Raw genomic sequence first — 22,032 nt, 5'->3', positions numbered from 1 at the left:
AGTCCTAGGACGATCAGCACGGCGAACGCTTTGACCTGGGACAAGCACAGCAGCATGGACGCATGGTCAAGCTTGTCCCCGTCGGGCTCATCCAGGTACGCGCGGTCTCTCCAGAAGAACACACCGATCAGAATCAACATGAAGACGGGAAGGACTTGTCGGTGGATGTCCGTGTCGGTGTTCATCCATTCGTCGAAGCGCATCCGGTCGGCCAGCCCCGTCCAGATCGCGACGATCGCGTCTAGAAAATCCTATCGGAGTGCCCGGTCGCGAGCGAGGTTTCACACCGCTTCCGCGAGGCCCAGGGCCGAGTCGCGAAAATAGTCCGACGCGGTCGTTTCCGGTTTGGGTACTTGTTTCGTTCGATGCAATTGCCAGTCGACCACTAGCAACCCATAAGTCTCGATTTCGCGGATGCAATTTTCGGAAATCGGGATCAGTTCGCTGTTGCCAAACTCCAGTCGTTCGCTGACCTGTTTCTGATGTTCGTCGACCAGCAGGTGCAGTTCGTCGCTGCCCACAACCGCGACGGTGAACATCGCTTCGGGCGGCATGTCGACAAACATGCGGGGCAGTTTGTTGTGGGACGACGTTTCAACCATGTGCCCGTCGGCACAAAGCGATCGAAGTGCGGTCGAAAACTTGGACGGATAACCACCAAGAAGCTTGCGGGTGGCACAATCCAACAGCAACGTTGTTCCGTCTGCGGATAGGTAGTAGCTGGAATAGGATTCCATCCCGCGATGTTTGCACAGTTGATTCACGCATTTGCGGAACCCGGCTTGTCTTAGCTGGGCATCCCGCCGCGCGATCGCGTTCGCGTCAGGTGGTGGAGATCGAGTGACGCTCTCTAAGTCGCCTGCAGACCGGTACTTCGGCATCTCATTTGCAACTGGACGTGATGGAACAAATCATTTCCTTTTTCCCAAAGCGAGATCGCAATGTCCACGACCATGAACGAACTCTCACCCAGCCGTCTCAGTCCGGGAGATTTGAAAGAACTCGCCGAAACATCCGCACATCCCTGCGTGTCGATCGTCATGCCGACGCATCGTTCCGGCCCCGAAACCCAGCAGAATGCGATTCGTTTCAAAAACCTGTTCAGCGAGGCAAAACAAAAACTCCAGGACGCCGGGCAGGATTGTTCGATTCTTGAACCGATTGAATCCCTATCGACCAACTTTGACTATTGGCAGCACCAAGATGAAGGGCTGGCGATTTTTTTGACGCCGGACCGTTGTCGCATCTTCCGCGTCAACCGGACCGTTCCGGCGTCCGTGTTCGTCGCCGACGCGTTGCTGCTGTCACCGTTGTTGCCCCAGGGCAACGTGAACGAACGGCAACTCGTGCTGTCATTGACCTGGGACAACGCCACCTTGTATCGATTTGACGGTGAATCACTGGAATTGGTGCAAACGGAAATGCTGCCGGCGAAATACCACGATCTGATCCTGCCACGTGATCCAGAAGAGAGTTTGCAGAACACCAGCCATCGCAGCCACGGAAACGTTGGCGCCACGTCGACGGCGATGTTCCATGGCCATGGCGAAGGTGAAGACAAGATCGCAGCCGATCGTCAAAAGTACCTTTCGATTGTGGGTGAGCACGTCGCTGGAGTCGTCTATCATTCGGGAGGCCCGTTGGTGCTGGTCGCAACGACAGAAGTTGCCGGTCACTTTGAAGCCACCACAGATGTTCGCGTCGATGGAAAGGTCGAGGGAAGTTCCTCGCAGTGGAGTGACGACGAATTACGCGATCGTGTACGCGAGACGCTCTCGGACCTGCGAGATGCAGATGAGGAAAGCCCCACCGAAAAATTCGCCGCCGCCATCGCGCAGGGCCGTGGATCGGACGACATCTCGGAAATCACAGCCGCCGCAGCGAACGGACGCGTCGACTCGGTGATGATTTGCGTTGACGATGTGGATGCGACGGAACTAAATTCGATTACCGTCGACACCTTGCGTCACGGCGGATCCGCCTTCCGATGCGATGCATCACGCGTGGCGGGGAAAACGGCTGTCGCGGCGATCTTCCGGTATTGATGGTTCGCCCCGAGCACCATGCCGTGATTGGCCAACGGGCATATTTTTCCGCGCCCCCTTCTGGCGCACAATGGGCAGGTTGGTTGTTGATCAGCCAGACCGGACGATAACAGGCCGGTGATGCAGGGCGAAGGTTTTGAACGGTTGGATCAAGGGTGATTCCGCGATGCGTAATCGTGGCGTTTTTGGGTGTTTGTGCACCTCACATTCGATTCGACCGCTTGGCATGCCGATTGCGTCGCTGATCACCGATTGGGACTTCGATCGACGAGTTCCCAACATGACAAAGTAGAGACTGATCTCAAAACTCATTCCTGTGTCGTCCTCAGCGTCCGGCGAGGCGGCACGCTTTGAAACAGTTCCCCCACCTTTCAACCACGTGTTGACCTATGAGTGATACAAATCCCCAAATCGAAGAACAACTCGACAAACTCGCTTCGGTCTGTTGCGAGCAACTTGAAAGCGATTCGCCGACGTCGTTGACGGAGGACTCGTCGGTGGACGACCTGTTGAAGGCGCTGTTGATGAGTGGCTTTGCACGGCGTGAAGGCAGGACGTTGCAGGTGGAAATCGAGCACCGCGTCAAAGACCTCTGTCGCGAACCGGCGATGCATCGTGGAGGGGCATTGTCGAGCATCACCGAACAATTGCAGTCCAAGTTTGACGAACTCAAAAACTGGGAATCGCGGCAGCCCGGCGACAAGACGCCGCCCAAAGCGGCCAATATCAGTTCCGCGAGCGATGCCTGATCGCTACCAGCTTTCGTTCTGGATCCTTGTCGGGGCGACAGCATGTTTCGGGTTGCTGTTCTTCCGTGTGATCCAGCCCTTCATCCTGGCGATCTTTATTGCATTGGTCTTGGCGGTGTTGTTTGCGCCGCTGCACCAGTGGTTGACCGACCGCACGGCCGGCCATGATCGCATTGCAGCTGGATTGACGACGGTACTGGTCATCGTCGCCGTCATGCTGCCGATCGGCGTCACGCTGATGATGGCCGGCACTCAGGTCATGCGGACCGGGACAGAGATGGCCGATCGATTCGATGCACCATCGTCAAATGGGGACGATGACACGCTTGACCTCGTCCAGGGCACACGCGTCGGTCGCATGATCGACGGGATCAAGAGCCGGTTGGCGAAAGACCAACGGGATCAATTGCGCCGTGCGTTCTCACGTATCATCGACGGTGTCACGGCAGAGGTGTACGCCAAGACGCGCGGGCTGCTTTCCGATTTTTTCGCCTTTTCGGTCAGCCTTGGCGTCATGACACTTTCGCTCTACTACTTTCTTGCCGATCGCGATGTCTTTCTGCGTGAAGTGCACCGGATGCTGCCGCTGGAAGATCGTGAAGAGGAGCGATTGACCGATCGTTTCCAGTCCGTCTGTCGCGGCGTCGTTGCGGGGACGGTCGTCGCCGGCCTTGCGCAGGCAACTCTGTCAGGCATCGCATTCGCCATCTTAGGGATTCCCAACGCCTGGCTACTGATCGTGCTGACGATGTTTTCCTCATTCATCCCGTTTTTGGGATCGGCCGTCGTCTGGGTCTCGGTCGCCTTGTGGCTGTTGTTGGACGGGCGATACGGGGCCGGAATCGGATTGCTGATTTACGGTGCGGCGGTTATCTCGACCTCGGACAATCTGGTTCGCGCGTACGTGATCGGAAACCAAGCCAAACTGCACCCGTTGATCGCCCTGGTCACGGTGCTCGGCGCCCTCAAGCTGATGGGCCTGTGGGGCATCTTCGTCGGCCCAATGATTGCCGCGTTCTTCTATGCACTGCTGAACATCGCTCGGGACCGCGTCGCGAGCCACAGCTTGGTTTCGCACTAGCCAGGCAATGCGCTCTGTAAAACACATCGCCAATCGCCGTGCGAACGTAGCTACCTTCGCCAGAACTTCGAGGACTCCTCGCGTGGTCCACGACCGTTTCGGCGAAGATTCACGCGTCACTCATTGGCATGTGCTTTGCGTGCTCATGGGTGACGTCTCTTCCTTCTTACTGGAGCCCCTCATGTCTGCACCACGTCCCGTCGTCATTGTGACTGGAAGCTCGGGGTTGCTCGGTCGACCGGTGTGCAACGAATTGGCCGACCGCGGCTACGAAGTCTTCGGATTCGATCGCGTCGGATTGCCCGAGCCCCCCAAAAGCCGTGCCCACGTTCACGACATTGAATGTGACATCACCCGCTATGACAACGTTCGCGGCGCAGTTGCGGAGGTGCGTCGCCGGGCCGGAGAGCAGGTGGCCAGCGTCGTCCATCTGGCGGCCTACTACGACTTTTCCGGCGAGGACAGCGAGGCCTACGACGAGGTCACCGTCAACGGAACCGATCGGCTGCTCAATGCACTGTCCGAATTTGATCTCGGTCAATTCATCTTTGCCAGCACGATGTTGGTGCATCAGCCCTGCCAGCCCGGACAATACATCTCCGAAGCCGATCCGTTGTTGGCAAAGTGGCCTTATCCGAAAAGCAAAATCGAAACCGAGCGGCTGATCCGCGAAGGGCACCCCGACGTGCGATCCGTCTTTTTGCGGATCGCGGGGGTCTACACCGATGATGGACGCCAACCGACCATCGTCCAGCAAATCAAACGCGTCTACGAAAAAGATTTCCAAAGTCACTTTTTCCCCGGCGACGCGTCGACCGGGCAATCGGCCGTGCACCTGGACGACGCGGTCAGTGCGATCGTGGCTACGGTGCAACATCGTGATAACATCAATGCCAAGACAGCCATCTTGATCGGCGAGTCTGACCCTCCGTCTTACGAAACGCTGCAGGACGCGATTGGTCAGCGGATTCACGGAAAGGACTGGGCGACGCTGCGGGTGCCAAAGCCGCTCGCAAAAATCGGTGCCGCCGTCACCGACACCCTCTCTGCCGGTGACGCGTTTATCAAACCCTTCATGGTGCCGATGGCCGACGACCATTACGCACTCGATCTCTCTCGGGCCAAAGCATTGATCGGTTGGGAACCAAAGCATCGCCTGATTGATCGGTTACCGATCATGATCGACCGGTTAAAGCAAAACCCCGAACAATGGTATCGCAACAACGGATTGCAGGACTGAAGACGATGTCAAACGCAACGCTACCGGTCGACGAACTTCATCGCAACGTCCCGCCCTACGACCACAACCCCTCGGCGTGGTCTCAACGCATTCCGATTTGCATCCTCGCCTTCGTCGCCGCCGCAATTTCCACCCACTTGTCACTTTTCCAGTGGGGGTTGATCGAATCCGCATGGGACCCCGTCTTCGGCGACGGGACCGACAAGGTGCTGAAGTCCGACACCGCACAGCGGATGTACGGAATCCTCGGCATTCATGATGCGGCGTTGGGCGTGCTGGCGTATTTGGGCGACGCGATCCTCGGCCTGGCCGGTTCAACGCGTCGGTGGCAGTATCGCCCCTGGATGGTGGTCCTGTTTGGGATCGATGTGATCCCGCTGGGAATTGTCAGTGTGGTGTTGGTCTTGATCCAAGCCTTCATCGTCGGATCGTGGTGTTTTCTGTGTTTGGTGACGGCTGTGATCTCACTGATCCTGGCCTACTGGGCGTGGGACGAAGTCCGTGTTTCGCTGACCTACCTATGGATCGTTTGGAAGCAAAACCGTGACCGCCGGATCTTGTGGGACGCCTTCTGGGGTTACCGCAGTCCTCGGCTGGACCATGCCGCCGAAACATTACTTTCCCGGAGTGCAAACTGATGTGGGGACGTGTGGTCGAAATCATGACCGCGGTTTGGCTTGCCGTCAGCCCCTTTATTTTTGACGCGGCGTCGGACGGCGTCGTGCTGTGGGCGGACCTTGGCGTGGCGACGTTGATCTGGGTGTTGTCGGGGTTGTCCTATTGGCCACCGACCCGCCGAGCGCACCTGTTGATCCTGGTCGTCGCGACCGGGTTGATTCTGTGGGGGCGATTCAGTGTCCTTCCGCCAACGCCGGTGCATCAAAACCACATTGTGGTCGGTCTGTTCTTATTGATGATCGCCGTGATTCCCAATCGCGCCTCGCAACCGCCGCGGGGATGGATGCAGCAACCGGGTGAGGTGCAATAGCTTCGCTGCGTTGCAGCGTGGGAAATCGCCTCAAGGCTAGACACCAACGGTTGCTGATCGATCTTTGGGAAGCGTTGGCTCGACCTGATGAAAAGCGGCGGATCGATTGGCGCGCCGATTGCAAAGGTCATCCTTCACTTTGCATACCGCTACTTCGAATCGTATCGCCGTTGCGGTTGTCAGTTTCTCATCAACCAATCACAAGTCCAATGTCCAACCAACGTTCACTTCGTCTCTCCATCGGCAGCCTAAGCTTGGCGATGGCAGTGTGCGTCACGATTCAAGCCGCCGAACCCCGACAGGCAAACGACGCCGTTCCCGACGGGACGGTGCATGCGATCAGCGACTGGGCGATGGCGGGTTTGATTTGGAGTGATGCCAGTCTTGCGAAAAAGCTCGCGGCCGAAGCTGCCCAACGCAGCGAATCCCCCGAGGACGCACAAAGGTATCGGTCGATCGTCGACCAGTCGGCTCGAATTATCAACGACTTGGAAGCTTTCGGGTGGAAGCAGGTCAAACGATCAAACTCCAAAGTGACGAGCAACGCGTCCACCGATGCCTTGCCAAAGCCCGAGGCGGTCGGTGCCGCCTTGGCCGCTTCGCTTGGCCGCTCCGACAACGACTCAACGGGTTCTTCCGCACGACCGGACGAACGCACGAAACAGAAGAAGTCTGCACGCGATCCGCGGCTGAAGCGTTTTGATACCGAATCTCCCGCCGGCGCTGACGATCCGGGGCTGGACGATGAACGGATCGACGATGACGTACCGCTGGATATCGACCAGTATCGCGTGGACGACAATATCGATGAAACGCGGCGTGAGGCCGGGAATCATGCCGACGCGATCGAAGACGGCGTGGAAGCCGCGATCGCAGCAGCCGCCGGCCGGCGTGCCGTCAGTGGCCCGGTCGCAGGGTATATCAGCGAGCGCGAGGTGCAAACCCGATCCGCGACCCTGCCCTATTCACAGGACTCCATCTACGACCGCGATGACTATGACCCGGATGCCGACTACGACATCAACAACCCCAGCGGCACCAAATTTACGAATCCGGAGAGCGTCGATCGGGGCGATGGCGATGACGACATTGATTTGGATGATCCGGCACGAGTCATCGACGGCGAAGATGAATTGATTGCTTCGATGCAGCCCAAGTCAACCAAGCATTCTGATTCGGGTTCGGAACAACGTTCTTCGCCTACTGTAAAGATGGATCGTTATACCGATCAGAAAGCAACGCATCACAGCGATGCCAACTGGGTGCAGTTCCACATCAATGCCAACCAAGCAATTTGGTCCAATCACACGACACGCGACAACCTTAATCGACGTACCGATGAGGCTTACTTGAAATTGAAAATTCACGCCGCTGCGGCACTCGATGCAAGTGACAATCCGGAGCTCGCAAAGGTTCTCCAATCGCTCGTCGAATAACCTGCTCGATTGTCAACATCACAACCAACCGACTGTCAGTCCCAACTCTCCGAAGAGAAAACCATGCGATTTGCACCCTACATCCTATTGATCTTGTTTACGACCACCGCAACAGCCGACGATGGGTTGTTCGATGATGACGACGCGTCCACCCCGGCCGGCGATGTTCTCGACGCCACCGGCGATCTCGCCCGCGGGCTTGGGAAAGGCGCGTACCTGCGTTCGCTTTCCGCCGAGCAGCTTCAAGAAGCGATCGCACTGCGGCTGGAAAACCGCAAAGAGCGTGTCGAGCAATACTATGAGTTGCGTGAGTTGCGCGACGAAGAGATTGAAAAAGAGCGCAATGTTTTGTCAGAGGAAAAGCGACGCGAAATCGGCCAACGCATGGCACCGGATCGTTTGAAAGAAAACCAAATTGACAACCAAACCGGTGAACTTCACTGGCCCCGGCCGCTTGATCATGAAGCCCTGAAACCGTACCGCAAGCCGATCGAAGAGTCGCTCGCCAAACGTGCCAGCCCCGGTGAGGTGTATCGCCGAATGGACTATGCCAAGGTGCATCGCATGGTGAACTTGATTGATGAAGCGGTTGACTCGATCAGGGACGAGCTTGATCCGCAAGAGTTGACGGCTCTGAAAAGCTACTTGCGCCAAGTCGACTATGAGGCTCGCTTCAATGGATCCGACGAGCGTGTCGACTACTAAAGGTGCCGATGATGGAGATTGAATTGAATGGTCAGGTCATCGTCGTGACCGGCGGCAGCGAAGGGATCGGAGAAGGGATCGCACATGGCCTGGCGCGGTGCGGGGCGACCGTCGTGATCCTCAGTCGCGATGAACAGCAGATGCAATTCGTGGTCGACTCGATCCTCGACGCCGGTGGGGACGCGTCTTGGGTCGCGGCCGATGTTACACGCAGCGACCAAGTTGCCGATGCCATCCAACAAACCATCGACCGGCACAGCCGCATCGATGGCTTGGTCGCCAACGCGGGGATCAATGGAACCTGGGCCCCGGTGGAGGAACTCACGCCGGACGATTGGCGAAAAACCATCGACGTCAATCTGACGGGGACATTCCTGGCGGTGCATCATTGTGTCCCACATCTGAAACGAGCCGGCGGAGGAAGCATCGTCGTCATGGCATCGATCAACGGAACGCGGACGTTCAGCAACGAGGGGGCGTCGGCCTATGCGGCGAGCAAGGCCGGCCAATTTGCATTGGCAAAAATGCTCGCCCTGGAACTCGCCCCGTCCAAAATCCGTGTGAACGTCATCTGTCCGGGAGCGATCGAATCGAACATTCACGAGAAGACGAATCGCGAAGATTTGGAGCGAATCGAAACCCCGGTGATCTTCCCTGAGGGAAAGATTCCGCTGACCGGCGGAGATTTTGGCACTCCCGAACAGGTCGCCCGGCTGACCGCATTTTTGATGAGCGACTTGGCCGATCATGTCACCGGAACCCCCGTTTGGATCGATGGCGGCCAATCACTGATCCAGTGACCCCACCGAGACTTACACAAAACCACAGGATAGTAACCATGAATCAGAATTGCCTGATTGCCGAATATTCAAATGAACGTGACTTTCAAACTGCGATCGAGGTGCTTGAGAAAGCGCGTTACAGCGAAGAGGAAGTGTCGATCGTCAAACACGCCGGTGACAAGCAGTTGTCGGAGCTTGACGGAACCGAGGACAAGACGCCGACTTCGATGTCCGGTGAAAAGACGGCCGCTGCCGGAACGATCGCCGGCGGAACTCTCGGTGCGGCACTCGGAACCATGACCCTGATGGGGCCATTGTTGGTCGCGGGGCCACTTTTGGGGATGGGCGCCGGAGCAGTCGGGGGTGGGCTGTTGGGGGCCGTCAAAAGCTGGGGTGTCGATGACGAGGTCGCCGAAAGCTACCAAGCCAAGGTTCGCAATGGGTCAATCCTCGTGATCGTGACGGGCGCGGACCTGCGGTTGACCGAGGCGAACCAGATCTTGAAAACGACCGGCCCCGTGTCGTTAGAAATGTATCATCGCTAAGCATTGCCTGGCCGCATCGGCAACGTTGAGATTCTTTTTACAGTTGCTTTACACCTAATTGATTCGATCCTGGAGCGTCATTCGTTAGAGTGATGGGAATCCCGCTCGGTTGCGGTGGTTGGTTTCGACCCGACCCCGCTGGGCTTGCTACTCCGGAGATCGACAAATGGCTCGGTTGGGTTTGAACGCGTTGTATTCAATGTTGCTCGCTTCATTGGTTTGGAGCGGTTGGGCGATGGTCGGAATCACGGCCGAGCCAGAGGTGCCGGGCGAGCGAGAACATTCGGTCGAATCGGCGACTCGCCCGGCGATCTCCGGCGTGGTCGGCATCCCGGCGGCGGTGCACGACGCGATGCAAGATCGCCGGTACCAAGACGCCATCAAAGCGATTGAATCACAGTTGCAAGAAAACGGAGTCGAAGCCGCGGATTATTTGCTTTATCTCAAGGCGCTGGCACTGTCGCATTTGGACCGGGGCAATGACGCCGTCGCGGCGTATCTGGACCTGGAGCGACGTTTTCCGGGCAGCGACTGGATCAGCCGGTCAAGATTCGGGCGTGCGGCCGTTGCGGTATCCAATCGCCAGTACAACGTCGCCGGAGAGATCTATCGGGCCGAAGCCGAACGCTTGCTCTCACGTGGCCGGAAGGACGAACTCGCCAAGATCTACCTGGAGTTCGCCGATCGCTTTTTCGAGGGCGTTCCGGCGAGCGAGCCTATCGGCGTCAAAAAGCCCGACTATGGGCAGGCGCTCGAGTACTATCGTGAAGCGAAGAAGCTCGGTCCGACGACCAAGCGACAACAGCAAATTGAGTTCCGCATCGCGCGTTGCATCGAACAGCTGAATCAACTTGATGAAGCGATTAAGGCGTACGAGCAATTCCTTGCCGACCACGGCGGCAACGATCCGAAATCGGGCTCGTCCGCTTCGATCGCGTTGCGATCCGATGCAATGTACCGACTGGGGTTGTGCCAACTGAAGAACAATCAACAATCCGCCGCGCGTCGCACCTGGCAAGACTTTCTATCGCAAAACGACCGCCGCCGCGACACCAACGCGGTATTGACCGACCGATTGGCCGACGCCAAATACCGTTTGGCACACACCTACGGGCTTCCCAGCCCGGAAACCGACGGCGACTTGGAACTGGGCGTGGCACTGGCGGAACAGTTTCTTCGCGCCTTCCCCGATCATCCGCTCGCCCCCAAAGCGGAATTGGAGATCGCACAGGGCTTTGAATCGCGGCGCCGCAACGTTCAAGCGGTCGACCGGTTGGAAAGTTTGATCGCCAACCCGACGTATCGCGGGTCGGATCCGTTGGCCGTCGCGCGGCGAATGCTCGGCCAATCGTATCTGGCGCAAAACGAATTCGACAAGGCAATCGAAGCTTGGAAGGAGTTCTTGGAGCAACACCCCACCGACTCGCAGTGGCCCGAGGTCCAACAGAACATCATCAAAGCAGAGTTTGCCGCTGCCGATCATGCACGCAAGGAAAAGGATTACTCGACCGCAAGGTCACTGTGGCAAACGTACTTGAACAAGTACCCGTTGGATCCACGGGCGCCGGACATCTTATTCCGTTTCGGCGACATGAACTACCGTGATGCGTTGGCGCGACATCAGCAACGCATCGACGCGGCCAGCCGAAATGGCCGGTCGACATCCAACATCCGTCTCAACCAGGTCTGCCGCGAATTGTTCGAGGACGCGATCGCGGATTGGCAACGCTTGGTCGAAAAGTATCCGCAAACCGAACAGGCTTCGTCGGCCTCGTTGCGGATCGGCATCACCCAGGAAGAACAACTCGGGCGTCGCAAGGAGGCACTCGAATCCTATCGGAAGGTCAAGGGGTCGAGTGAATCCGCGGCCAAGCGGCGGATCGAGCGACTGACCAGCCCTGAGTTGCAAGTCATGACGCGACGCAAGTTTCGCAGCGACGAAGACGCCCAGATCGTGCTCACGACGCGGAACTTGGAAAAGGTTTCCGTCGCGGTCTACACGATCGACATGACGGACTACTTTCGCAAAATGCACTTGGCCACCGGAGTCGAAGAGCTGGACATCGCGCTGATCGATCCGGATCAACAATTTGAGCACCGCGTGGCTGATTACGAACCCTTTCAACGGATCGAACAACCGGTCACGATCCCGATCGATGGACCCGGCGTCACCGCCGTGACGGTCAGCAGTGACACGATGGAAGCGACGACGATGCTGGTCGTCAGCGACTTGGACATCCTGGTCAAATCGTCTCGGAACGAGCTGTTTCTATTCGCCCAAAACATGCGGACGGGAAAACCGGCCGAGGGCGTCAGTGTCCTGGTCAGCGACGGCGCGTCGGTGTTTGAAGAGTTGTTGACCGACGAAGAGGGGATCGTGCGTTCGCGTTCACGCCGGCTGAAAGAGATCCGGGATCTGCGAGTGTTCGCCGTCGGTGAGGGCCATGTCGCTTCGACCGTAACCAACCTGAATGGTTTGGATTTCGCCGTCGGCTTGGTGCCCACCGGATACCTGTTTACCGATCGGTCCGTTTATCGCCCCGGCGAGTGGGTCCATTTGAAAGGCATCGTCCGCTGGGTCGACCAGGATCGGTTCACGTTTCGCGAAGGTGAAACGTTTGTGCTGGATATCTATGACGCCCGCGGTAGAAAACTGAAATCGGAAGACGTCGCGTTGAACGCTTTCGGTGCCGTCGCCACCAACATGAAGCTGCCCCCCAACGCGGTTGCCGGAACCTGCCGCGTCCACTTGCATCGCCGTGCGACACCACAACAATCCGGGTTGTCATTCGAATCGCAATTTCGGGTCCGGCAATTCAAATTGGAACCGGTTCAACTGACGATCCAAACGGACGACGCCGTTTACTTTCGCGGCGACGAAATCAAGGCGACCGTTGCGCTGGCGTATCACTACGGCGCGCCCTTGCCCGGCGCCGAGATCCGGTATTCCATCGGTACCGACGGCGACGTCCAAACCGCGACGACGAACGCCGACGGAACCGTTACGCTCCGTTTTCCGACGCGTCGTTTCAGCGAATCCCAGGCAGTCGCGATCAACGTCGAATGCCCGCAGCGGAACGTCAGCAATTCGCGGACCGTGTTTTTGGCCACGCGTGGTTTCAACGTCAACGTCTCCTCCGCCCGTTCCGTGTTCATTGCCGGAGAAACATTTGACGTGAATGTCGATGTCGTTGACCCGGCCGACAATCCTGTTGGTACGCCGATCAAGCTGGAAGTGTTTGAAGTCACTCAGGGAGGCGACCGCGATCACGTCCGGCAAAGTCGATCCGGGCGTTTCGGAGAACGCCTGATCGAGACGTTCGAGGTCACGTCCGATCCCGAAAACGGCAAGGCCACACAGACGATCCAGATCGATCGCGGCGGGTCTTACATCGTGCGGGCAACGGCCGAGGACCGCTTCGGCAACTCGATCAGCGGGCAAACCCGCTTGCACATCTCCGGCGACGACGACTCCACGCGGTTGCGGGTGTTGTCCGATCAACATCATTATCGCGTCGGTGACACGGCCAACGTCCGCCTGCACTGGCGCGAGGCCCCTTCGCTCGCTCTGATCACCTTTGATGGCGCATCGGTCTTGGGACACCGTTTGGTGAATCTGAAACAAGGAGAAAACACGATCCGAATCCCGATCGACGCCGATCTGGCTCCCAATTTCTTCCTGTCGGCCAGTGTGATGCAACCCGGTAAACTTCACCACGCCCTGAGCGGTTTTGTGATCCGCAAGGGGCTGCAAGTCAAACTCACCCCATCGGCGACGGCACTTGAGCCGACCGAACGGGTCAAGCTGGGGATCGAAGTGACCGATTCCAGTGGTCGTCCCGTCGCCGCAGAATTGGCGATGTCAATGGTCCGCTCCAATTTGCTCGATCGGTTCGGACCGGATCCGCGCGACATCGTCCAGGCGTTTACCGGCGGACGACGACAACGGCGGATGCGACAAACCTCCAGCTGCCAGTTCAGCTATTCCACCCAAACCCGATCGATCAACGAAGTCCTGCTCGTCGAAGCCGAACGAGAATCGCGGCGACTGGCCGAGGCGGAAGCGCTCGCCGACGTGTTCAAAAACAACGTGGCGGATTTCGAATCTGCATGGGTGGCCGGGGACGTGATCGTGGAGGACGAACCCTTTGGCGGAATGCAATCCGCCGCTTCCGGATACTCCGGCGGCGCCCGATTCGGCCGACCATTCGGTACCGATAGCGACGTCAACGGCAATGGCACGCTTGATCCGTTTCGCATTCAACAGGCGCGCATTGAAGAGGCGCGCGGGCAACAAGCACAGCGACCGCAATTGCTATCGAGACGCGTCGACGGCCAATCGTTGCAGCGGCGCGACATCACCATCAACGGCTTGACCGCCGACGGCAGATTCTTGGTGGTCAATGGCATGAGCGACGACGAAGTCGCCCAGCTGACCCGCGCGGGCGGCGTGCGGATGTTCGCCGAAGCGGTCCGTGGTGAAACCGGTTTTTGGGATCCCGTGATCGTGACCGACGCCGATGGAAAGGGCGAAATCGAAATCACGATGCCGGCGGATTCGACGGCATGGACACTTCGTGCCGACGCGATCAGCATCGACGCACTCGCCGGTTCGGACACGGTCGATCTGGTCACGCGCAAGGATCTGTTCGGCGAGCTCCGAGTGCCCCTGGCGCTGACCGTCGGCGACCAGGCAGACATCACTGCCGAAGTGCACAACTCGCTCGGCGGTCCGCGGACGATCAACGTGACCCTGAAAACGACCATGGGAAATCAGTCCTTAGAGCAGCGTCAATCGATTGACGTCAAAGACGCCGGCATCGAAACACTCACGTTTCCCGTGGAGGTCGTCCAGGCGGACCAAGTCGAGTTCGAATTGACCGTGCAAAGCGACGGCATCGACACCGACCGCTACGTTTCGGTCGCGGAGGTGTTGCCCTATGGGTACCCGGTCTATCAAACGGCCAGTGGGACGGCGTCGCAGAATACGCTGGCGATCGTCCAACTGGAAGCCGACCAAACAACACGCGGGCAACGTCTGGAGTTGATGATCGGGGGACAGATCCATCAATTGCTGTTGGACAGTTTGCTTCGCGGCGAAACATTTTTGCCGCTGCGGTGTGCCCCGACCAGTATGTTGGATCGAAGCGTGGCCGAATGCATGGGCGGCGTCGCGGTGCTGAAAAGTATTCGCAGGTCGGCACAGTCGGACACGCCCCAAGCCGCTCGGGTCAGCGATCGGATTGCCGCCGCGGTCAGCCAGCTGGTCACCTCGCAACGCGACGATGGCGGTTGGAGTTTGACCGGCAACCCGACGACCGGCCCGGCCGATCCGATCACCACGGCGCGGTCGATGTGGGCGCTCGCCGAAGCCCGCAACGCAGGCTTTGCCGTCCCCGAGCGACAATTCGAGCTGGGCGTCGCGTCCTTGAAGAAAGCCTTTGCCGAGGCGTCCGACTTGAATCGCCAAGCGGTGTTATTGGCGGCGATCGCCGAAGGCGGATCCGGTGATTTTGCTTTGGCCAACCGGTTGTATCGTGAACGCAATCGGCTGGACGCCTACGGCTTGGTGCAGCTGATGTTGGCGCTGACGTCGCTGCATCACAACGAGATGGCGGCGGAGTTAGTGCCGTTGATCAAGCCCGAAACCTCTGCCTCGCGTTCGACGATCGGCAGCACGACGGTCGAAGTCGCGGCGTTGCAATTGATCGCGCTCCAACGCATGCAATTGCGTCCCGAACTTCGGTCGAAACTTGCCGAACGTCTCCTGGCGGCCCGAGTCGGATCGCGCTGGCCGGTGGAAACGGACAACGGTCCGGCGATTGCCGCCCTATCGGCCCACTTCGGTGAAACGCCACCGACGCGCGAGAAAGTCAGCGTGACGATCTATGTCAATGGACAGGATCTGGAAACGTTGACCTTGGAACCTGGTGCACCGAGTCGCCGAATCGAAGTGCCGGGTGCCTTGCTGACTGACGATCAACAACGCATCGAATTCGAGCTGCAGGGACGCGGAGAATTTTCCTACAGCGCCGTCCTGACAGGGTTTGCCGATGCAGAATCGATCGCGAGCACGACCAAAGACTGGTCCGTCCAACGACGCTACGAACCCGATCAGATGCGGATCGACGGCCGATTGGTTCCCCGCGGACATCGTGTGGTCGACGGCGGCTACTCGTTCAAGCCCAACAAATTGACCGAACTGGCCGTGGGGGATCGAGCCCTGGTCACTCTGACGCCAAGGGTGCGTTACCAGAATTCGCAACCGCTGCGGAACTACTTGATGTTGGTCGAACCGATCCCGGCAGGCTGCACCATCTTAGAGGAAACGATCAGCGGAGTCTTTGATCGCTACGAACTCACACCGGGCGCAATCACATTCTACATCGGCGATTCGAAAACGCCCGGTGACATTCGCTACGCATTGGCAGGTGATTTGCCCGGCAGCTATCGCATGGCCCCCGCGGTGTTGGCCAGTTTCTACAACCCTTCCGAAATCGCCGTCAGCGATCCGGCAGCGATCGGTGTGTTGTCGAGGGGCAAGAAATCCGCTGACGAATACACGTTGACGCCGGACGAGCTGTTTGAACTCGGAAAGGCGTACTACGCCAAAGGAGACCACCAACAGGCCTTCGATTCCCTTCACCAGCTTCACGCCAATTGGCAACTCCACACCCAGCCGTACCAGGAGACCGTGTTGCTGCTGTTCCGGGCGGCGACCCAATTGGACCGCCACGCCGACATCGTGCGGTTCTTCGAAATCATCAAGGAGCGGTTTCCCGAGGTCGAATTGTCGTTCCAGGAAATCCTGAACGTCGCCCTGTCCTATCGGGAAATCGCCGAATACGAACGCAGCTACCTGGTCTATCGGGCGACCGTTCAAGCGAGTTTCGAAAAAGAGAATCAGGTCGCCGGATTCTTGAATGCCCGCGGCGAATTCGTGCGCAGCGTCCAGACGATGGAATCGCTGCTGCGAGATTACCCGGCCGAGTCGTATGTCGCGACGGCCAGCTATGCGCTTTCCCAAGAGGTTTACCGCCGTGCCGAGTCGGTCGCCGAGGACGAGAAACTGACCGAAGCGGGAATTACACGCGTCGATTTGATCGACAATTCGATTCGGATGCTCGATGATTTTGTCACCAACTGGCCCGAAGACCCGTCCAGCGATCAAGCCAGTTTCGCGTTGGCGACCGCCTTGATCGATCTGCAGCAATACAAGCTGGCGATCGAGCGGGGGCAACAGTATGCCGAACGCTATCCCCGCAGTCGCTTGTTGGATTCGTTTTGGTACATGATCGGATTCTGTTACTTTGAATTGCAGGATCATCAACGGGCACTTGAGATGTGCCGCAAGGTCGCCGAGGCGACGTTTACCGATCCCCAGACGGGAGTGACACGTCACGCGGACAACCGTTGGGAAGCCGTCTACATCATGGGGCAAATCCATCACAGCCTCGGCCAAGCCGCCAAGGCGATCGACGAGTACGTGAAAGTCAGCGAGCGTTTCAAGGACGCCGCCGAAGCGATCGAGTTCTTCAGTCGCAAATCGGTCTCCTTGCCCGGCGTCACCACCCTCGTCCCCAAGGACAAGTGCGAAGTGGTGTTGCAGCACCGCAATGTCCGCGACGTCTTCATCAAGGTGTATCGCATCGATTTGATGAAGTTCGGATTAACGCAGCGCAATCTGGACCAGATCACCGCCATCAACCTGGCCGGCATCAAACCGTATCACCAAGAGACGATTCGGCTGGGCGATGGGAAAGATTACCGCGATCGGGAAACAAAGGTCGCGTTGCCGCTGGACGAACAGGGGGCATACCTGGTGGTGGCACGTTCGGAAAACCTGTACAGCTCCGGATTGCTGGTCGTCAGCCCGTTGGCGTTGACCGTGGAAGAAGCCCCCGTCTCCGGCCGCGTTCGCGTGACGGTGAAGGACAAGACGAAGGACGCGTTCTTGGGCGACGTGCACGTCAAAGTCATCGGGTCGGCCAATGATAAGTTCGTCTCCGGACAAACCGATCTTCGCGGGCTGTTCGTCGCCGATGCGATCCGCGGAAAGAGCACGGTGATCGCGGTCAGCGAAGACGATCAATACGCATTTCATCGCGGGTCGGTCCTGCTGCTAAACGCTCGCGACCAGATGCGTGGCGGCCAGTTTCCGGGCAGCGCGCCGAATCAGGCCGAGGATCCCTTCGGCATGCCCGCGCCAGGCCAAGCCGCTGCGGCCCCCGGAAAAGCCGGCAAGCCGCTGCTGGACAACCTGTTCAATCAGAACGATCTTTTCCAACAGGAACAGAAACTGAACATCGAAGGTCTGATGAACAACCGCCGCGAGGGCGTTCAGACCAAAGAGGCGTATTAGGCGGGCATCGAGTCATCAAAGGTCACAGTCCGTCGACGGTGATCCCTCGATTGCCGAGGACGTTCGGTTTTTAACCTCCGAAACAACAGGAGTTTACGACTTCACCCTCCCTTCCAGGGAGGGTCGCTTTGAAAACCCACACGACCTCCGCCTGGAAGGGACGTCGCACGTGAGATCACACCTGCTGTATGGCGGTTGTCCCTCACCGCGCTCGCGATGACGCCTCGATCGGGCCGCGATCGCAATGATTTCTTAGCCGTCGCGATGAACTTTGATCGCTTCTTGCAATCCGCGAACTACGTTTGCGAAACCTTCGACCGCATGTTTCGAAAACCAACCAGATGATGGGGCAATGCCTGATGGCGACAGCATCGACCAACGAAAATCCGATCCGATCCTTTCTGTACAGCAACTCGATGTTCCTGGTGTTCGGGTCGTTGGCCGCTTTGCTGTGGGCCAACGCGGACGGCTTGCTTCACGGTCACTCCTACCACAATTTCGTTCACGTGAATCTGTGGCCGTTTTCGCACTCCGGGCACGCTGATCACGGCGGCCACGGGTTGACGTTTCACTTTGTGGTCAACGATATCCTGATGGCGATGTTCTTTGCGATTGCGGCCAAAGAGGTTTGGGAATCGATCTTGCCGGGCGGGGCACTTTCGAATCTTCGCACCGCGGCGACGCCGTTGTTGGCGACCGCCGGTGGCGTGGTCGGTCCCTCGGTGGTTTATCTGGTCGGTGCGATTCTGGTGGGTCAATATTCCGAACTGGGTAACGGTTGGGCGATTCCCTGTGCCACCGACATCGCGTTCAGCTATCTGATCGCGCGATTGATTTTCGGCAGCGGACATCCGGCCATTTCATTCCTGTTGCTGTTGGCGATTGCCGACGACGCGTTGGGGTTGGCCATTCTGGCGGTCTTCTATCCGTCCAGCGAAGTCAACCTGTACTGGTTGGGATTGACCGTGGCGGCCATGGCGACCGGCTGGGGATTCAACCGTGCTGGCGTGCGAAACTTTTGGTGGTACTTGGCCATTCCGGGCATCATGAGTTGGGTGTCGTTTTACATGGCGGGAATCCATGCGGCACTCGGATTGGTCCCGGTGATCGCCACGTTGCCCCACGCGAAAACCGACGCCGGACTGTTCGCCGAAACGGGCCAGGAAACCGATACATTGAACCAGTTCGAACACTGGTGGAAAGAGCCGGTCGAACTGATTCTGGGGCTGTTTGCGTTGGTCAACGCGGGCGTTGTGCTCTCCAGCGTCGGCGCCGGAACCTGGCTGGTCACGACCGGATTGTTCGTCGGCAAACCGCTCGGCATCCTGGCCTTCAGCTACTTCGCTGTCAAAGTGTTGAAGCTGGAGTTGCCCGGCGGCATGAACCTGAAGCACGTCGCGGTGATCGGCTGTATCGCCAGTTTGGGATTCACCGTGGCGTTATTCGTATCCACCGCCGCGTTCCCCAATCCGGGTCCGATCCAGGATTCGGTCAAGATGGGCGCACTGTTGAGTTTCCTGGCCCCGGTCAGTGCGTTGGCGGCCGCCTGGTTGACGGGCATTCGCCCGGCGTTCCTGGGTGGCGGAGAGAACGCAAGCGTCGAACCGTAGCGGAAGCCAGCCAAGGCTTTCGGCGGGGCACATTAACACGTAGCGGAAGCCGCCAAGGCTTTCGGCGGGGCACATTAACACGTAGCGGAAGCCGCCAAGGCTTTCGGCGGGGCACATTAACACGTAGCGGAAGCCGCCAACGCTTTCGGCGGGGCACATTAACACGTAGCGGAAGCCGCCAAGGCTTTCGGCGGGGCACATTAACACGTAGCGGAAGCCGCCAAGGCTTTCGGCGGCACCGGCCGTCTGGTCGGCGGGCGCGAAACTCTTGGCGAGTTCCGCTACGCAGCCGAACGCATGCGGTTGACGAAGTTCAATATCTCCGCGATGGCTTGATAGAGTTCGAACGGAATCGGGTTGCCGATTTCGACGTTCTTGAACAAGAACCGCGCGACCGGTTTTCGTTCGACCACCGGGACGCCGTTTTCTTTGGCGATGGCGATGATCTTTTTGGCGACGAAGTCGGCGCCTTTGGCGATCACGATCGGGGCGTCCATGTTATCGCGGTCGTACTGCACCGCGACGGCAAAGTGGGTCGGGTTGGTGATCACGACCGACGCCTTGGGGACATCGGCGAGCATGCGTTTCCGCCCCATTTCCGCCTGCAGTTGCTTGATCCGTGCCCGGACCATCGGATCGCCTTCGGTCGACTTGTGCTCGTCTTTGATGTCCTGGCGGCTCATCTTCATGTCTTCCAGGTGTTTCCATTTTTGGAACCCCAGGTCGATCATGCCCAAGAACGTGATCGTCGCCGCGATGGCCAACGAACAATGGACCAGCAATCCGCCCAGAAAGAACATCAGTTCCTGGATCGATCCGAATCCGGAGGTGTTGATCTGGTCGATTTTTGATTGGCCGACAAAGATCGCGATCGCAACAATCACCGCGGCCTTGGCCAGCGACAGCGCCCCGCGGACGGCACTTTGCATCGAAAAAATCTTTTGGAATCCCTTGATCACACTCAGCTTGTCCAGCTTCAACTCCAAGGGTTTGAAACTGAGATTGAAACTCGTTTGAAGCAATCCTGTCGCGGCGGCCAAGATGCCCAACGGGGCGACGATCGCCATCACCGCGGTCCCGATCCGCAAGGTTTCGTCGATGAACACTTTGACCAGCATTCGCGGATCGACCATCACGGTTTCAAAGTGGGTCACGCGGTGTTCGATCGAACCGGTGAGGGTGCCGAAAAACCATTCTCCCAGAAACCAATAGAACAGTGCGGTGGTGGCCAGAATCACGCCTCCGACCAGTTCGGCACTGAAACCGATCTGGCCATCCTCGCGCGCCTTCCGCAACCGCTGCGGGGTGGCTTCCTCGGTCCTTTGATCGCGATCTTGGTTTTCGGCCATCGATTAACCTGTCAGAGAAAGCATCAGGTATTCGATGTCTTCTTGGACGCGATAGAAATAGATCTCGATCGCGCCGAAGAGGATCGGGCAAAACAGGAACAGCAACAGGCCGCCAAAACCGACGCGGATCGACATCCCGACCGAGAACAGATTCATCGCCGGGGCGGCACGATTCAGGAATGCCAACACCAACGTGACCAACATCAGCAACACCAACAGCGGGGCGACGATCAGCAGTCCGTAGTCACTGGTCCGATTAAACGCCGCCACCAAGTCCTCGGTGGGCAGATCGATCAGCCCGACTTGCGTCATCGTCTGGTTGAATGACAGGTGGATCGACAGGATGACGAAATGGTGCAGGTTCAAAGAAAAGAACAGCAGCATCGAGAACGCTTCCAAGACACGCGACACCAGCGTCGAGGAATCTTGGCTGCCCGGGTCGCTGATTGCCGCCAGCGACAGCCCCAGTTCCTGGGCGATGTAAGACCCGGCGATCCGTGCCGGCCAAAAGAACAGCCCCAGCACCAGGGCCAGCAGGATCCCGATGCAAATCTCTTTGAACACCAGAAACAGAAACAGCAAACTGCCCACCTCGTGCAGTGTCAGGTGGGGCAGCACGTTCTTGGCGTCGGCCAGCCAAAACACCGACAGTGCGACGGCCAAGCCCGCTTTGACCTGGTTGGGAAGTTGCTTTTTGCTGAACAGCGGGAAGAATGCGAGGAACACCGAAACCCGGGCGAGCACCAGCAAAAACAGGACGACGTCGCTGATCATTTCACCAATTCGACCATGTGTGTCAACAGTCCCAGCGTGTAATTCTGGAGCGTCGTCAGGTACCAATTGGACAGAAAGATCAACACGAACACCACACAGATGATCCGCGGGGCGAACGAGAGTGTCTGCTCCTGAATGCTGGTGACGGTTTGACCGATGCTGATCAGCAATCCCACGACCAGGCTGACCGCGACGACCGGGGTCGTCAGCAGCAACGCCATCATGAAAAACTCGCGCCCGATCAGGACGACGTCTTCGATTTCCATCCTTGGCTCCGATGAATGCGCGGTGTCAAACCGGCGTTTTCAGGTGGGTTGGTCGCAGCTTGTCTGCTTTTCGGGGTAGCGGAACTCGCCGAGAGTTTCG

17 protein-coding genes are annotated in these 22,032 nt (G+C 58.3%); 12 read left to right on the top strand and 5 right to left on the bottom strand.

Annotation, left to right across the window (positions count from 1 at the left end):
* Both H1B37_RS17935 and H1B37_RS17930 read right to left on the bottom strand, forming a co-directional pair.
* A partial coding sequence (locus H1B37_RS17935; RefSeq protein WP_182868028.1) for a hypothetical protein occupies window positions 1–185 on the bottom strand: 185 nt, incomplete at its 3' end.
* 96 nt (window positions 186–281) lie between these two features.
* The gene (locus tag H1B37_RS17930) at window positions 282–764 is read right to left on the bottom strand and encodes a hypothetical protein (RefSeq protein WP_182868027.1); all 483 of its coding nucleotides are present in this window, start codon (window positions 762–764) and stop codon (window positions 282–284) included.
* Window positions 765–941: 177 nt separating this feature from the next.
* Between H1B37_RS17930 and H1B37_RS17925 the strand changes: the two genes are divergently transcribed.
* The 12 genes from H1B37_RS17925 to H1B37_RS17870 all read left to right on the top strand — a co-directional run bounded on the left by H1B37_RS17925 (window position 942) and on the right by H1B37_RS17870 (window position 19,543).
* Entirely contained in the window at window positions 942–2,045 is a 1,104-nt protein-coding gene (locus H1B37_RS17925) for a baeRF3 domain-containing protein (RefSeq protein ID WP_182868026.1), read from the top strand.
* A gap of 389 nt (window positions 2,046–2,434) precedes the next feature.
* Window positions 2,435–2,794, top strand: a complete 360-nt coding sequence (locus H1B37_RS17920) for a hypothetical protein (protein WP_182868025.1) — start codon at window positions 2,435–2,437, stop codon at window positions 2,792–2,794.
* On the top strand, window positions 2,787–3,875 hold the full coding sequence (locus H1B37_RS17915) for an AI-2E family transporter (RefSeq protein ID WP_182868024.1): 1,089 nt from the start codon (window positions 2,787–2,789) through the stop codon (window positions 3,873–3,875). The genes H1B37_RS17920 and H1B37_RS17915 overlap by 8 nt, the downstream gene beginning before the upstream one ends.
* Before the next feature lie 181 nt (window positions 3,876–4,056).
* A complete protein-coding gene (locus H1B37_RS17910) occupies window positions 4,057–5,115 on the top strand; it encodes an NAD-dependent epimerase/dehydratase family protein (RefSeq protein WP_182868023.1) in 1,059 nt (352 codons plus the stop codon).
* 5 nt (window positions 5,116–5,120) lie between these two features.
* Entirely contained in the window at window positions 5,121–5,753 is a 633-nt protein-coding gene (locus tag H1B37_RS17905) for a vitamin K epoxide reductase family protein (protein ID WP_182868022.1), read from the top strand.
* Complete coding sequence (locus H1B37_RS17900) at window positions 5,753–6,103, top strand: hypothetical protein (protein WP_182868021.1); 351 nt, start codon at window positions 5,753–5,755, stop codon at window positions 6,101–6,103. Before H1B37_RS17905 ends, H1B37_RS17900 begins: the two co-directional genes overlap by 1 nt.
* 209 nt (window positions 6,104–6,312) lie before the next feature.
* Window positions 6,313–7,539: a hypothetical protein gene (locus H1B37_RS17895; RefSeq protein ID WP_182868020.1), complete on the top strand. Its 1,227-nt coding sequence runs from the start codon at window positions 6,313–6,315 to the stop codon at window positions 7,537–7,539.
* Window positions 7,540–7,602: 63 nt separating this feature from the next.
* Window positions 7,603–8,244, top strand: coding sequence for a hypothetical protein (locus H1B37_RS17890; RefSeq protein WP_182868019.1), 642 nt, complete (start codon window positions 7,603–7,605; stop codon window positions 8,242–8,244).
* Between the two features lie 8 nt (window positions 8,245–8,252).
* Window positions 8,253–9,044, top strand: coding sequence for an SDR family oxidoreductase (locus H1B37_RS17885; protein WP_286177868.1), 792 nt, complete (start codon window positions 8,253–8,255; stop codon window positions 9,042–9,044).
* Between the two features lie 38 nt (window positions 9,045–9,082).
* Complete coding sequence (locus tag H1B37_RS17880) at window positions 9,083–9,571, top strand: DUF1269 domain-containing protein (RefSeq protein ID WP_182868018.1); 489 nt, start codon at window positions 9,083–9,085, stop codon at window positions 9,569–9,571.
* 166 nt (window positions 9,572–9,737) lie between these two features.
* Window positions 9,738–17,933 (top strand): tetratricopeptide repeat protein, encoded by an 8,196-nt coding sequence (locus H1B37_RS17875; RefSeq protein ID WP_182868017.1) that lies wholly within the window; start codon window positions 9,738–9,740, stop codon window positions 17,931–17,933.
* Between the two features lie 302 nt (window positions 17,934–18,235).
* Complete coding sequence (locus H1B37_RS17870; RefSeq protein WP_220498254.1) at window positions 18,236–19,543, top strand: Na+/H+ antiporter NhaA; 1,308 nt, start codon at window positions 18,236–18,238, stop codon at window positions 19,541–19,543.
* Window positions 19,544–19,824: 281 nt separating this feature from the next.
* Here the strand turns inward: H1B37_RS17870 and flhB are convergent, their stop codons facing one another.
* The 3 genes from flhB to H1B37_RS17855 are packed head-to-tail and all read right to left on the bottom strand — an operon-like array spanning window position 19,825 to window position 21,932.
* Window positions 19,825–20,892 (bottom strand): flagellar biosynthesis protein FlhB, encoded by a 1,068-nt coding sequence (gene flhB, locus H1B37_RS17865; protein WP_182868016.1) that lies wholly within the window; start codon window positions 20,890–20,892, stop codon window positions 19,825–19,827.
* A gap of 3 nt (window positions 20,893–20,895) precedes the next feature.
* Window positions 20,896–21,666: a flagellar biosynthetic protein FliR gene (locus H1B37_RS17860; RefSeq protein ID WP_182868015.1), complete on the bottom strand. Its 771-nt coding sequence runs from the start codon at window positions 21,664–21,666 to the stop codon at window positions 20,896–20,898.
* On the bottom strand, window positions 21,663–21,932 hold the full coding sequence (locus H1B37_RS17855) for a flagellar biosynthetic protein FliQ (protein ID WP_182868014.1): 270 nt from the start codon (window positions 21,930–21,932) through the stop codon (window positions 21,663–21,665). Before H1B37_RS17855 ends, H1B37_RS17860 begins: the two co-directional genes overlap by 4 nt.
* Window positions 21,933–22,032 lie beyond the last annotated feature (100 nt).

It is taken from the genome of Stieleria mannarensis (genome assembly GCF_014154935.1).
Classification (GTDB): domain Bacteria; phylum Planctomycetota; class Planctomycetia; order Pirellulales; family Pirellulaceae; genus Stieleria; species Stieleria mannarensis.
Note: the sequence above shows the minus strand (reverse complement) of the source record. Positions and strands in the feature narration are given on the sequence as shown.

What these genes read in the sequence shown, in the direction of transcription:
- H1B37_RS17915 (WP_182868024.1), top strand. Translation starts at nt 2,787, where the DNA reads ATGCCTGATCGCTACCAGCTTTCGTTCTGGATCCTTGTCGGGGCGACA.
- H1B37_RS17890 (WP_182868019.1), top strand. Translation starts at nt 7,603, where the DNA reads ATGCGATTTGCACCCTACATCCTATTGATCTTGTTTACGACCACCGCA.
- H1B37_RS17920 (WP_182868025.1), top strand. Translation starts at nt 2,435, where the DNA reads ATGAGTGATACAAATCCCCAAATCGAAGAACAACTCGACAAACTCGCT.
- H1B37_RS17855 (WP_182868014.1), bottom strand. Translation starts at nt 21,932, where the DNA reads ATGGAAATCGAAGACGTCGTCCTGATCGGGCGCGAGTTTTTCATGATG.
- H1B37_RS17880 (WP_182868018.1), top strand. Translation starts at nt 9,083, where the DNA reads ATGAATCAGAATTGCCTGATTGCCGAATATTCAAATGAACGTGACTTT.
- H1B37_RS17860 (WP_182868015.1), bottom strand. Translation starts at nt 21,666, where the DNA reads ATGATCAGCGACGTCGTCCTGTTTTTGCTGGTGCTCGCCCGGGTTTCG.
- H1B37_RS17910 (WP_182868023.1), top strand. Translation starts at nt 4,057, where the DNA reads ATGTCTGCACCACGTCCCGTCGTCATTGTGACTGGAAGCTCGGGGTTG.
- H1B37_RS17905 (WP_182868022.1), top strand. Translation starts at nt 5,121, where the DNA reads ATGTCAAACGCAACGCTACCGGTCGACGAACTTCATCGCAACGTCCCG.
- H1B37_RS17925 (WP_182868026.1), top strand. Translation starts at nt 942, where the DNA reads ATGTCCACGACCATGAACGAACTCTCACCCAGCCGTCTCAGTCCGGGA.
- H1B37_RS17885 (WP_286177868.1), top strand. Translation starts at nt 8,253, where the DNA reads ATGATGGAGATTGAATTGAATGGTCAGGTCATCGTCGTGACCGGCGGC.
- H1B37_RS17875 (WP_182868017.1), top strand. Translation starts at nt 9,738, where the DNA reads ATGGCTCGGTTGGGTTTGAACGCGTTGTATTCAATGTTGCTCGCTTCA.
- H1B37_RS17900 (WP_182868021.1), top strand. Translation starts at nt 5,753, where the DNA reads ATGTGGGGACGTGTGGTCGAAATCATGACCGCGGTTTGGCTTGCCGTC.
- H1B37_RS17895 (WP_182868020.1), top strand. Translation starts at nt 6,313, where the DNA reads ATGTCCAACCAACGTTCACTTCGTCTCTCCATCGGCAGCCTAAGCTTG.
- flhB (WP_182868016.1), bottom strand. Translation starts at nt 20,892, where the DNA reads ATGGCCGAAAACCAAGATCGCGATCAAAGGACCGAGGAAGCCACCCCG.